Below are 13,568 nucleotides of genomic sequence, written 5' to 3'. Positions count from 1 at the left end.
TGTTGAATATAATGAAACAGCCCGTATGGAAGGAGTTTACTATATGAGTCATAAGGAAGATGAATGTCACAAGAAAAAAGGTTCAAAATTCCCCAATATGTTTTGTAAACAATGTTTACAATCAAAAATGGACTGTCGTTGTTGTAACGCCTGTGCACCACACCCTTGTCACTGTCAAAAACAAGAACAAAATCAAGAAGAGCATCAAGATCAGCATCAAGATCAGCATCAAGATCAGCATCAAGAACAAGATGCTATTCAAACAGGTTCAGAATTAGAGGCAACTCAAGCACAAGATCAAGAACAAAATGCTACCCAAGAAGGTTCAGATCAAGATCAAGAATTGACTACACTTCAAGTGTCAAAACAAGATGGTGGGGATAGTGCTCAAGAACAAAACGCCATTCAAGAAGGTTCGGAGCAAGCTCAAGAACAGGATCAAAATACAATTCAAATATCCAAACAAGATGGCGCAGATACTGACCAAGAACAAAATACAACACAAAACCCTATTATAATTGGACCATCTCCCGACCAAGAAACATCACAAAACACTGATACAACTTCAACTTTAAATACGATGGTAACACCGACTATTATGTCAGATCCGGAAACCACAACTACACTCGATACAACGGTAACACCAACCGTCACATCTGATACAGAAGCCACTTCTAGCAATGTCACCATGCCCATTACAGATACTGAATCTACAACAACAATTACACCAACTATCACGAACACAACAGAAACTACACCGATGACAACCCAAACAACAAATCAAAACCCTACTCAAATGACCTCACAAGAGGGGCAAACCCAGGAACAAAGTGAAACACAAACACAAACCTTAGGAGATCAACTTCAGGCGCAAGGACAACAAACTATTCAGGGTCATACGAATGACTCTCCATTAAACAACAGCCAAACCATCTCCACTACTGTGAGTGGTGTAACTGTGAATCTAAATGTTGAATGTGGTTGTAACGAAAAGAAAAATCAGAAGCACGATTGCTGCGACGAGGGCTGTGATTGTTGCACTTCATCCATTGCTACGCTTTTACAAATGGTTCAAACCGCACAGGCTAGTATTCCACTCCCAATAGATAAACAAGTTACAATTTATACAAACACCTCACTCCCAACCCCAAATCCGATCCCGAACCAAGTTTTAACTAATGTGAACGATTGTATTTCGATTACATTTAAAGATGCAAGTCAAATTACTGCAACACCAAATACAACACTACAACTGAATACAATTGCAGGAATTAGTGCTGTAAATGATATAAGCACGACAAACGATATTTTTGATTTTTTACTGGGAATTGCAAACAATTGTAGTAATTTCCAAAAAGAAAATAAATGTTGTGATTGTGATTCAAGCTGTGATTGTGAACAAAATTCTTGTTGTTTTAATACACTTCGTTCCGAATTAGAGACATTTGCAACCATTGGTTTAAAAATCAATTTGTTTATTCGTGGTCTTGCAACAAGCATTGATAATTTGTTTGTATTAAAAATATGTGATTGTCTTGCATTTTTTGTAGATGATTTAACAACCCCAACAACGATTTATGTATTTTCTTTATGTTCGATTGCAGGTTACACAGTTCCAACACAAACTTTATCATGAAAAAGAGAGCATTGAATGGTCACCATTCTTCGCTCTCTTCCCCTTATTTATTGTCTTGCTCTTTTTCCGTTTCTTCTTCAATTGGAACAACAACAGCCTCTTCTTCGTTCTGTATCTTTTCTATTCTCGTTCGAATTTGCTCTTTTGCATCCGCAAGAATGCTCTGTAAACGTTCTTGTGTATTTTTCAAGATTTCTTGTTTATTCGCTGCCCCCATGTTGCGAACATCTTTCTTGACTTGTAATTTTTGTAATTTTAAATTTATTTTCAAGTCATTTAAAACATCCCTTATAACCGATGTAGTTTCTTTTTCTAGTACTTTGTCTTCTTTTGGGATAGGATCTGAAGAAGTCGTACTAGAAGTGAACACACTCGAATGTTGTTTATCCACCATATACACCTCGCGTTTCATTATTTCACTCTACACCATACTCTATGCGTATGCGAAAAAGAGCAGAACAAAAAAGCCGCCCAATTAAGGTCGGCACTTGTTTTCACTTCACATACACATAGACTTCATTAACTGTTACATATAAACACATTAAATTGATTGATGGGACTCAATTATCGACATGTTAAATTCATAAAAATATAAAACCCTCATTATAAATAGTTGGTTTTATATTTTAAATCTCCCGAAAAGAACGTAGTGAATATAAAGTCATTAATTAATGATGAATTAAAAATGTAAGAATACCTATGTACAGATTGAATATAATAATTTTATTTATTGAAAGGACATACTATTATATAGAGTTCTGTAATCTTCTATAAAATAAGGAGAATGTGTATGAAAAAATCTAGTATCATGGTATTCTTACTCGCATATGGTTTGTTTTATCTTTCCAGTATTTTATTCCCTATCGATCGTGTTTGGTATGATGCCCTGGAAAAACCACCTTGGACACCTTCTGGTATGATAATCGGAATTATTTGGGCTTTATTATATGGACTTATTGCATTCTCAGTTACAATTATTTATAACAAGTACGGGTTTAATCAAAAACTATTTTGGTCCCTATTCCTTTTAAATTATATCTGCAATCAAGCGTTCACTTATTTTCAATTTAGCCAAAAGAATTTACTTTTAGCAACAATAGATTGTTTTTTAGTCACTATTACCACGTTGTTACTAATTGTTTTTTCTTTCAAATTATCTAGGATATCAGCATATTTGTTCATTCCATATTTTTTATGGGCTGCATTTGCTACATACTTATCCTGGACGATTTTTAGTATGAATTAATATCGTATAAAAACTTGAGCATAACCAAAAATGCTCAAGTTTTTTCATATTTGTTAGTCGATACATAGACATTGTGAAAATAAAAAATCTATGCTTTCATGCAAGCAATCCTATTCTAATTAATTCATGTTCTTTAATTCTTCTATACATTTTTGAACAAGTGTGACCGCTTGACTCATGGTAGGGCCACAGCCAAATGCAGCTGTTACTCCAACGGTTTCTAGGATTTCTTGTTCAGAAGCTCCTTGATCAATACATCCCTTTGTATGATAAATAATACAATACTCATCCTGAGAATAAAGACTAATGCCTAATGCAATCAATTGTTTTTGCTTTTTTGATAGCGCACCATCTTTAAAGCACTCTTCCGTAAATGAATTAAATTGTTCAGTAAGTTTCGGCATCTTCTCAGCAAATATCCCCAAACCATATTTGTACTGAAGTAGTGCATCTTCTGTTGAATTTCTACCTTTATGTTCCATTTTGCATTCAACTCCATATCTAGTATGTATTAAACACAGCTTATTATGGGCCTAAACAGTTTTGATTAATCATAATTAGTAAAAGAAAACAGGTTAAAAAAGAAAATTGAATTATATTTTTCTTCAATCTCTATTGCTGTAATGAATCCGAAATATTTATTCATGAAAACTCCACATAATTTTACTAAAAAGATAAATACTAATACTTGTTTTAACACTTTACTTCAAAGTATTAAAACAAATTCACTAACTACGATACAAGGAGGCATCACTGTGGATATTCGTGAAGGATTAATTCCAACAGCTCTAGGTACAGCAGTGACAGCAGCAGGTTATGCTCTTAAACAAACTCGTGGAACTAATAAAATGATTGCAAATACAGTATTTGGTTTTGGTTTAGCTCACGTTGTTTTAGGTGTAATTGATCTTGTTGAACATCGTCGTTAGAACAAAAGGCAAGCATTAATATATGCTTGCCTTTTTGGTAGTGCAATTATTATTCATATTTCAAAATATATTTGTATAACGTAATCTTATCAATGAAATTAAATAGTTACACTACAGGAAAATTATAAAGTAAAACTTTACACATTGAATTATATGAAATGAGAAGGTGATGGAATGGAATTTTCTTCTGAAAGTAAAACGTATCATGCTGGTGACATTGTCTATATTTTTTACCGAAATCCCCATACTCAGGACGTAGCTAATATACAAGCTGCAGCGGTTGTAAATAATCCTGAAAGACCCAATGAATTAGCACTATTTCTTTATGAAACGTATTATCCACTAACAAATGAGATGGCTGTATATGCTACTGAAGATGAGGCAAACCAAGCGTACACTTACTATTATGGTGATATTTCAGAGGGGATGTTGGAATGAATAAGCCATTTATGCCTAAGCTTGTATATTTTGAACCTAAAGCATTAGATTATCCTTTGGGGAGAGAGCTTTTCGAGAAATTTTCAAAGATGGATGTTGAAATTCGCCATACCACTTCCCATAATCAAGTGAGAGATTTGCCAGGCGATAACGATTTTCAAAAGTATCGAGTAGCAAAATCTACGCTTGTCGTTGGTGTTAGAAAAACTCTGAAATTTGATACTTCCAAGCCTTCAGCGGAGTATGCAATTCCTTTTGCAACGGGCTGTATGGGACATTGTCATTATTGTTATTTACAAACAACGATGGGAAGTAAGCCTTATATACGAACGTATGTAAATGTTGAAGAAATTTTAGATGCTGCTGACAAATATATGAAGGAGCGTGCACCTGAAGTAACAAGATTTGAAGCGTCGTGTACTTCAGATATTGTAGGAATCGATTATTTAACGCATACCCTTAAACGGGCCATTGAGCATTTTGGGGAATCTGAATATGGGAAATTGAGATTTGTTACGAAATTCCACCATGTAGATCATTTACTTGATGCCAAACATAATGGAAAAACAAGATTTCGCTTTAGTGTAAACGCTGATTATGTGATTAAAAACTTTGAACCAGGAACTTCTCCCTTAGTGAAACGAATTGAGGCAGCAGGAAAAGTAGCTAGAGCAGGATATCCACTTGGTTTCATTGTAGCCCCTATTTATCTTCATGAAGGTTGGCAGGATGGATACTATCATATGTTTGAACGCCTGAATGCTGAATTACCTCTTGACGCACGGGATGATATTACATTTGAATTTATTCAACATCGTTTTACAAAACCCGCTAAGAGAGTGATTGAAAAAAACTACCCGATGACAAAATTAGAATTAGATGAAGAGAAAAGAAGATATAAATGGGGGAAATATGGAATCGGAAAATACATTTATCAAAAAGAAGAAGAAGAGGATATAAAAAATCATCTGTATTCCTATATGAAACAGTTCTTTCCTAATGCAAAGTTAGAATATTTCACATAATAAGAACAGAACAGCGTTCTTTTCATCACCAATCTAAGAAATTAATCACCCCAAAAATGAAAAAATATGTTGAAATCGTTATGGGGTTTTCAACATATTTTTTAATCGTTATATAGCGCTAATGCAACCTTTAGAAAAATTAAAAATCCAAATCCGATGATAGCACGAATCAGTATCCCTTAACAATTCGCTAACAGCTCACTTAAAAAACATATATACGAAATTCTATTATGCTATTCAACCCCTGAAATTTTTAAAAATATGTTTATTAACCAAAAAGCCGCCCAAAATGAAGTGCACCCCGATTGTTAGACTGTGTCTAACAATCGGGGTGCACTTCAATTAAGGACGGCTTTACCGTTAGTTCACTTTGATATATTCGTACCACCACTTACCACCAGGTCTAGTATCCATCCACCAAGTGATTTTATCTAATTCAGAATTAGGTAAGACATCCGTTTGGATATAAGCAAGACCTGACAATGGATCAACAATAATTTTCCCTTTTGTTCCTCGTTCAGCCATAGCTTGAATTGCTTCATTAAGCGATGCAGTACCAAAACCGCCCGACTTAACGTATTGATAACCGCCATCTCCAACAGTTTGTCCAGTTAAAGCGTAAACGATTGAGTTAGCGATTTTATCAACGTTCCATTTAGCCATGTCGGATTCGTTATCGATGAATCCTAATTCGATAAGAATAGCTGGTGCTTTTGTCCCATTCAATACTGCTAAATCTGTACGTTGCTTTGCGCCACGATCACGCCATCCAATATCTTTTGCCAATTGAGCCGAAATTTTAGCCGCCACATCTTTCTGATCATAATACAGAACTTCCACACCCTGTCCATTTCCGTCACTTGCATTAAGATGAAAAGAAATGACTAAATCCACATCATGAGAATTACTGTTACGAACGATATTATTTAAATTTTGCGCTTGAGTGCTTCCTACTTCGTCTGTATCATCATAGACTGTATGTCCTAAAGCTCTTAACTTAGCTGCCACCGCATCTTTCACCTGACGATCCATAATATGCTCTTTTCGATTTCCTGAATTAGCCCCTTGTACAATACTGTTGTGTCCTCCATGTAAACTATAACGAGTCATTATTCAACATCTCCTTTTTTATTATCATATTCAGAACTTGTCTTATTGCTATTGCCACCTAAAATTTCAACTGCATTCGTTAACGCTGAAGGTAAAGGGATTCCCATACGTCCTGCATTTTCTAAAAGTGATAGCAACTCATTTCCAATAAAGAAGAAGATTGTCGCTTCACGAATTGCGCTATTTGTGCCCATAATTGCATCAGCTTGCGTGGCTGCTGCGACCAATAAAAATAGCACCACCTTTTTGGCGATGCCTTTAAACCCAACTTTACTCTTCAATTCTCCGTTAAATCCTGCCGCGAATACTCCTGTTAAATAGTCGATAGCTGCCATGATTACTAGAACTTTCAATGTTGTATCCCACCCTCCCAAAAAGTACCCGCAAAATGCTCCGAAGGTAGCTATAAATGTTTTCATTAATACATCAATACGATCCATCTTTTCATCTCCTTTTTAAGTAATAAAAAAAGACCAGCTTATGGCTGCTCGGGTTTGTTTTCAGTTAATGTTATTTGAGGTTGTTCACCTGTAAGCTTATAATAATCTTCTGCACAGACTTTCTTTACATTACTTCCAATTTGTAATTCGAAGAGTCTAGCCCCTCTATTACACATTTGACATTTTGTTGCCATACGAATACTTAGTGTGCCGTCTGACATGCCCCAAACTTCAACTTTCTCTTTTTCTTGAATGCCGGCATAATCCAACATATCGAAAGGTATTTGTACCAGAACGCCATTTCCACTACGTTCCGCATCTACTAATCTACCCATAAAAGGACTTCCCTCACCCGCTAGTAAAGGCATTCCTTGGACATTATTATTTTCCATTCTAATCCCTCCTTTATTCTATATACCATTCCAAGTTTTCCAGTTACCATCAATCCCCATCGTATAGAATGACCAACCAGATGCACCATTCACATAAAAGATAGAACCGTAAGCTCCAAATGCTTGTCCCCCTACATTTACTCCGTAAGTTGATACTTTTCTGTTGAAATGAACATCTGCATTCGTGTTAATTCGAAACTCAGGAGTATTAACCCCATAACCTAAAAATGTATTATTGTCACCTATAGCTAGTGACTGTACGGGTGTATAACCAGATGCTAAATTATCCATCGTAGTTTCCCAACTATAGACAGATGGTAATTCTCCTTCCACAAGTTGTACACCTGATACACAAACAGCCATATTACTTGCGTAATCCCCAGCTCCATAAATATCAAAATAACAAAATCCGTTATCAGGAAAGTTATTAGGAATTGTAAAAGTGTTAGAATAACGAACTATGTTTCTTCCTGGCGCATCAAATGCTTTTTCGAATCTTAAATCCTCTATCGGCCGTCCATCTGGTGCAAAGTGTCCTGTTATAACCCGTAAACGCGGATAATCCGATGTGATATTGCCATTCAGAGTCGCTGCACGAAAATGAGCAGATAGCGTATATTTCTTCCCTTTTTTCACACCACTAAACAACGGATATCTAATCCAATGCTGTATATTAATGCGCATGGCGTTAATCATTTGTTCATATCCAAAGTCATAATAGTTATTTTCAATATATGGTTCGCCCGTGATTCTCCATTCGGGACTATATTTTACTTTCCGCATGTTATTTTGTTGAAGATAACATGAAATACTAGAAAACATATGATCTGCAATAAGGTTTTTCTTAGGCATTATCGAAAACTTCTGGCCCAATTCATCTTCATAAAGAAAATTAGCCATTTTAACAGTGACTCCGTTTTTATCAATCGTAACCTTATCACCACTTATTTTAATGACATCAGCGTCTATACCTTTTGTAGTTAACCATTTCACAACGGTATCAGCGTTGATATTTAATTTAGCTACATCGATGGTTATCTTTTCAGCTGTCTGGTTTATAGCAGATATGATGTCGCCTTTTTGAACGGTACTAAGAATATTCTTTTCAGTAAGATCAATACGAGCTGCTTGTTTTTCTACATAAGCTTTATCTGCATATTTTCCGTCAGCCTGTACTTTGGTATATACTTCAGTTTTTATTGCAGCAAAACTAATCCCCTCTGCATTAGCAGAGATAAGACGTTCCAACTCAGTTGTTTTTTGATTGTAATCTTTTGTAGCTACTTTCTTGGAAATCTCTTCAATTAAATCTTCTTTGTTTTTTGTAACAGTATTCTTCAACTTAGGAATCTGAAAACCACCAACATAATCTTCAACTTGCTTAATCTCCACCTTGGCTTTAATTGCTTGTGCTTGCTGTTCTATCTTTGTGTTAGCATCAGTAATCTTTTTCCCCTGATCTGATACTACATTGTTTAAATTGCTAACTGTGGAAGATAATCCGCTTGCTGTTTGCTCTACTGTAGTCATACGATTTTCAAATCCAGCTTGGCTGTTTTGCACATTTGTTATTGTGGTTTTAACACCTTCCACACTTTTTTCAATCTCGGTTGTTTTCTTGGTGAATTCATTGACAGTGACTTGATCCTGGTAAGCTCGTTTGTACCCTGTCGCAACATTACCTTTTTCAATTTGAACATTTTTGAAGTTCAAGTATGTGCCCGTTGAGCTTTCATATCTGCCAAAATAAATACGGAAAAATACAGCAGTAGCATTTGTAGGTATTGTAAATGTATAATGTTGTCTTTTCCAAACATTCAATTCTTTGTATGGATTACCATATATAGCATCCCAGTTGGTGCCCTCTGCATTCGTTGTGTAGAACATTTCAAAATGATAATCAGTAGATTCGCAATTTATATCAACTGAAATTGTGACTTGCTTTCCAGGTTCTAAATTTCTTAGTGTTTTTTCATAGTTCCCTAGCTGGTAGAAAGCGTCTGTATGTCGTACACACTTCATAGCAATATGTTCATTGTAAAATTGTTTCTCTACACCACCATCATAACCTCCATGCTCTTGTGGCAAGAATAAAGGCCATTCATTATTACAACTAGAATGAATAACTAAATTATTAGCTCCAATATCAAGATTATCCATGCGACTTTTCACTTGAGTCATGGTTTCTTTAGTCCGTCCAGCTTCTTGCGTGATTTCAGTTGTGACCTTTTTGAACGTAGCTGAATCCGTGTAGTTATCTACTGATTTATTGTAATCACCCAGAACTTTACCAACTTGAATTTGTGGTTTCTTGATAAAAAATGTATTTAATTCATTTCCATTATCAGCATAAAAACAAATAGTAGCGTTGTTATTAGGGTTGGTTACCTCGAATTTTAAACTGTATCTTTTCCACTCTCTCGTCAAAACAATACTAGTGTGGAGATGACCTTCAGCAGCTTCAGCAATAATCCCGATACCCATTCCAGGAACGCCTTGAACCCAAACACTAACCGTATACCATCCCAAAGGAAGTGGCTTTCTTGCACCTTCACGTTTAGCACCTATCGGTTGGTAAACACCGCCTTGATTATTAGTTACAGGCGTTACTTTTAAAACACGATCACCGTGCTCTTCAGTACCCTCGATATTAGAAATATGCGCCCACCAAGTTGCCCATGGATCAATGAATTCAGTATCAATAAACAAGTTGTTCATACCAACTTCTAAATTGTTCATATTACTCTCGACACGCTCAATTTTTTGCCTTGTTCCGTTTGCATCTTGTTCAATCGAATTTAATTTATTGCCAATTTCATTATCTTTCTTTGTTAATGATTCAATGGAAGTTTTAAAACCATCTGCTGTTTGCTCCGATTTAGTAACACGCTCACTGATTTTGCCTTGTTCAGTTTGTATATTGGTAACTTTTGTTGAAACCCCAGTAACAGTTTCTTCTATTGCTGTTGTCTTTTTGGTAAAGTCTGTAGCTGTTTGGTTTACTTTAGAATCCACTTGCGAAATGGTACGTGTATTACCATCAGCAGTTTGCTTCGCTTCATTAGCAACCTTAGAAACTTGTGACAAGTTATTCCCTAAATCCGTAACACTTTGTTTTTCTGCCTTTGATTTGATAGCTTCATTTGTTTGTTCAAAGGATGTACTGATTTCTTGGAACTTCTTAACATTTCCTTGCTTATCAGTTTCATATATTTGTTTACCAATAAATCCATTATTAATTTCATCTTTTGTAAAGACACCAGATTTATCTGCTTTATCTTTTAATTGTGTATTAATCCATGTTTGATCTACTTTGTTATTAATTTGCTTTTGAACATCAACTATTTGCCCAGCTATTTCTTGCGCTTTACCTTCCACACTTTGAACCTTTTCATTTAATTCGTTTTTTGTGGTCTCAATATCTTTGCTCACTTGTTCCAATGTTTCTTTCTTAACTGATTCCACATCAGGGACAACAGGGTCCCATATACCATCTTTCCAAAGTTTCAAAATACCAGGCTTACCGTTAGAAATATCTAACCATAATGTTTTTCTATCTTTAATCCCTGTTGTCGGTGGATAATTTGATTCAATGATTTCAACGGTATTATCTTCGATATTTTTTTGAACTTTTTCGGCAAGTGTTTTCGCTACTTCTGATTCTTTCTTAGCATTACTAGCTGTTTCATTAGCTTCTTTCACTAATTTGTCTAACTGATCTAGCATTTCTTGTTTATTTCCTAAAGAACTAAGAATTCGATTGTAAATCTTTCTTAATTCTTCGTTCGGATCAGTAATCTCGCGATAATCACCAAACACATATTTATCTTGTGAAGGGTCAGTAAATGATTCATCCCCAGCAATTGCGCGCGCTTCAAGATACAATTTAGGTGTAAATCCAGTATCCTTAATTCGGATTGTATCTCCTTCATTAATTAGCTCATGAGCCAGCCCGAATATACGCCCGATACTTTGTGATTGAACCTCATACGAAACTGAAGTGTTTACACGTTTTGCTAACTCTGTTTTCATAAGTGTCATTAAACGTTGCGGTGTTATATCTTCTTCTGTTTCTGGCGTGTAGAAGCCGAACTTATGATGACCGCGCTCATTCCATCTTTGAAATGCATCACTGTCCACAATATAAGGGAGACCATTATTAATGCTCTCAACTGTGATAATAGTGTCGCCTTCTTTTTTCACGAAACCAACTAAGGATGTACAAATGTTTTGCGAGTTCTCAACACGCTTAATACCCACTAAATCTTTACCAAGAGTTACTTCTTTCCCTGTTTCTTGACCACGCTTCTTTACCATATCTACATAACGGCCAACGATTTGAGAGCCGACCACTTCAGCACGGTATTGTATTTCTAATTCAAATAATGATGCTATCTTTTTAAGGAAAGATAATGGATCGATGAATTCATCAATAGTCATAGAACGGAAACTAGCATACGCTATATTTCCTTTCTTCCACTTTGTACCTGAAAGAGCTATATCCATCATTTCCATTACTGTCTTGCCTTCTATTTTTTGTGGAGGAATAATTCCAGCTTTAGCAAGTTGAATCCATTCACCAGATGCATATGCGATTACTGATCTGTCATTAGAGTCTTTTTCCGCTTCAGTAATTACATATGGAACAATTCGACCATCACGCACTTCTTTTAACACTAAATTTTGCTGCATAAGAGTTGCTGCATGGTCCGTATTATCAAACACTCTAAATTCTAAAGTATCGATATTATTTTTGATTTCCCAATGCCTTTTATCATCCCAATAATCTTTTGTTTGGATGTTTGCAACAATTTGTTCTGTTTTAAAATCCACAACATGAAGTATACCGCTAGGTGTTCTCATCTATATCTCTCCCTATATATCACCTTTGCTGTTCCGATATTTGCTGGCATAATTTCTAGTTTGTTCTGGCCCTTATTGATTTTAGGGTAATCACTAAACAAGTCTTTCAGATTAATTGCATTTGCACCATTAATACTCACAAGACTTTTAGCCGTATCAATTTGTACTTTATCCCCTTTTTCCATAATGTAAGGAGGATTATCACTTGTATTTTGATTTACTTTCCAAACCTTTATATCATCAACTGTCATAGTTGTAGTTGGATCGTTATTCCACCATTGTGTGATAGAAATTTGTATTTGTGCGACTTTATTCATTAAGATCCCGTCTGTATCTATCCAACGTGCTTTTGCTCCAGCATCATCAATTTCAGTACCTTCAGCAAATTTTGTAATGAAAAATTCCCACTCATTTCCGATTCGGTATACTTGTAATCTACCGTAGAAGTTATTCCAAGTGTTTGAATATTTACCGCGCGTATTGATCATAGTTTGTTCCGCTTGATGACCAGGATAAGCAAGTTTAGCGAATCCATGTGTTTCTTCTGCTTCCCAAAATACATCGTTCATTGATAAACGAGCGACAGGTTTACTACTTTCATCCAGTAAAGCTATTTCAACTCGTCCCATTTGAACGTAACTGGAACTAATGAATCTTACGTATGCGGACATAATGAAATCTTGTATAGGTCCACCTGGAATGCTTTTCTTCATAATCGCCCCATGATGACCTTTGTAACTATTGTCACCATAATCAGTTACATAAACTTGATGTCCATTTGTTTTAAGTACACCGCCACCCTTAGCATCTTCAAATTCCGATACATTCGTCCAGCCTATTATAGTAGAAATTTCATCCCACATTACACGTTGTTTTCTCTCTACTGGAAGTTGAGAAGCTGCAAGTGGATATCCAATCCTAAAGTATTCATTCCTCTTCCAAACATCTAAAAATGTAGAAGGATTTTCAACTTCAATTTCGATAATAGGCTCTGATTCTACAGTGCCTTTATTTTGAACGTTAGCAATTAAACCAAGTCCATTTGTTTGAAATTCTACCGTTCGAGTAGGTCCTAATTTATAAGGCATTGGACAAATAAATTTAAGAATTCCTTTACCAAGAGTGACGAATTCATCTGGATCAAACCCCTCGTCCACAACAGCTAGATATGTTCTGTTTGGCTCTACATCGAAAATAAGCTCTGCTGGTTGATCTGTAATTAACCAATCTGCAATTTCTTCTTTCAATGTTTCTAAATCCGATCCATCGGGGACGATAATTCCAACAGGAATAGAAAGAACACGTATGTCAGTTTGTGTATTTAATAGCCTTGCTCCGGGGTAACCCGGAACACTTAGAAAATTCCTTTTTAATGGTGCCCATGTAGGTCTTTTCCATCCTTTTTCTATTTGAACAAAGTTTTTTCGTTGGTTGTTAAATGTAAAAGAACTCATGTTAACACCTCGTTTCTTTATAAAATAAAAGAAAC

General features: G+C 35.6%; 12 protein-coding genes. 5 read left to right on the top strand and 7 right to left on the bottom strand.

Features of this window, described 5'->3' with window-relative positions:
* Positions 1-127 precede the first annotated feature (127 nt).
* The gene (locus JFU54_RS13075) at positions 128-1,636 is read left to right on the top strand and encodes a hypothetical protein (RefSeq protein ID WP_242489423.1); all 1,509 of its coding nucleotides are present in this window, start codon (positions 128-130) and stop codon (positions 1,634-1,636) included.
* Between the two features lie 43 nt (positions 1,637-1,679).
* Here the strand turns inward: JFU54_RS13075 and JFU54_RS13070 are convergent, their stop codons facing one another.
* The gene (locus JFU54_RS13070) at positions 1,680-2,030 is read right to left on the bottom strand and encodes a hypothetical protein (protein WP_207192618.1); all 351 of its coding nucleotides are present in this window, start codon (positions 2,028-2,030) and stop codon (positions 1,680-1,682) included.
* A gap of 396 nt (positions 2,031-2,426) precedes the next feature.
* Between JFU54_RS13070 and JFU54_RS13065 the strand changes: the two genes are divergently transcribed.
* A complete protein-coding gene (locus JFU54_RS13065) occupies positions 2,427-2,882 on the top strand; it encodes a TspO/MBR family protein (protein ID WP_201064667.1) in 456 nt (151 codons plus the stop codon).
* Between the two features lie 119 nt (positions 2,883-3,001).
* Here JFU54_RS13065 and JFU54_RS13060 read toward each other — a convergent pair whose 3' ends face one another.
* Positions 3,002-3,364 carry a carboxymuconolactone decarboxylase family protein gene (locus JFU54_RS13060; RefSeq protein WP_201064664.1) on the bottom strand — a complete coding sequence of 121 codons (363 nt, stop codon included), beginning with the start codon at positions 3,362-3,364 and terminating at the stop codon, positions 3,002-3,004.
* Between the two features lie 273 nt (positions 3,365-3,637).
* Between JFU54_RS13060 and JFU54_RS29740 the strand changes: the two genes are divergently transcribed.
* The 3 genes from JFU54_RS29740 (at position 3,638) to splB (ending at position 5,274) form a co-directional block, all read left to right on the top strand.
* Entirely contained in the window at positions 3,638-3,811 is a 174-nt protein-coding gene (locus JFU54_RS29740) for a hypothetical protein (protein ID WP_000354585.1), read from the top strand.
* Between the two features lie 174 nt (positions 3,812-3,985).
* Positions 3,986-4,249, top strand: a complete 264-nt coding sequence (locus JFU54_RS13050; RefSeq protein WP_064475375.1) for a transcriptional regulator SplA domain-containing protein — start codon at positions 3,986-3,988, stop codon at positions 4,247-4,249.
* Positions 4,246-5,274, top strand: a complete 1,029-nt coding sequence (gene splB, locus JFU54_RS13045; RefSeq protein WP_001039642.1) for a spore photoproduct lyase — start codon at positions 4,246-4,248, stop codon at positions 5,272-5,274. The genes JFU54_RS13050 and splB overlap by 4 nt, the downstream gene beginning before the upstream one ends.
* A gap of 360 nt (positions 5,275-5,634) precedes the next feature.
* On the opposite strand, the gene JFU54_RS13040 is transcribed toward splB, so the two are convergent.
* From JFU54_RS13040 to JFU54_RS13020, 5 genes are read right to left on the bottom strand one after another with little or no spacing between them, the layout of a single operon-like run.
* Positions 5,635-6,384 (bottom strand): N-acetylmuramoyl-L-alanine amidase, encoded by a 750-nt coding sequence (locus tag JFU54_RS13040; RefSeq protein ID WP_201064661.1) that lies wholly within the window; start codon positions 6,382-6,384, stop codon positions 5,635-5,637.
* The gene (locus JFU54_RS13035; protein WP_201064658.1) at positions 6,384-6,824 is read right to left on the bottom strand and encodes a phage holin family protein; all 441 of its coding nucleotides are present in this window, start codon (positions 6,822-6,824) and stop codon (positions 6,384-6,386) included. Before JFU54_RS13035 ends, JFU54_RS13040 begins: the two co-directional genes overlap by 1 nt.
* Before the next feature lie 38 nt (positions 6,825-6,862).
* Complete coding sequence (locus tag JFU54_RS13030; protein ID WP_012261545.1) at positions 6,863-7,216, bottom strand: hypothetical protein; 354 nt, start codon at positions 7,214-7,216, stop codon at positions 6,863-6,865.
* Positions 7,217-7,234: 18 nt separating this feature from the next.
* On the bottom strand, positions 7,235-12,079 hold the full coding sequence (locus tag JFU54_RS29735; RefSeq protein ID WP_242489422.1) for a phage tail spike protein: 4,845 nt from the start codon (positions 12,077-12,079) through the stop codon (positions 7,235-7,237).
* On the bottom strand, positions 12,076-13,533 hold the full coding sequence (locus JFU54_RS13020) for a distal tail protein Dit (RefSeq protein ID WP_201064655.1): 1,458 nt from the start codon (positions 13,531-13,533) through the stop codon (positions 12,076-12,078). The genes JFU54_RS29735 and JFU54_RS13020 overlap by 4 nt, the downstream gene beginning before the upstream one ends.
* Positions 13,534-13,568: the final 35 nt, after the last annotated feature.

Origin of the sequence: Bacillus sp. TH19 (assembly GCF_016651075.1) — a bacterium.
GTDB classification, from domain to species: domain Bacteria; phylum Bacillota; class Bacilli; order Bacillales; family Bacillaceae_G; genus Bacillus_A; species Bacillus_A mycoides.
The sequence above is the reverse complement of the archived record's forward strand: the minus strand, read 5'-3'. Positions and strand labels throughout refer to the sequence as shown.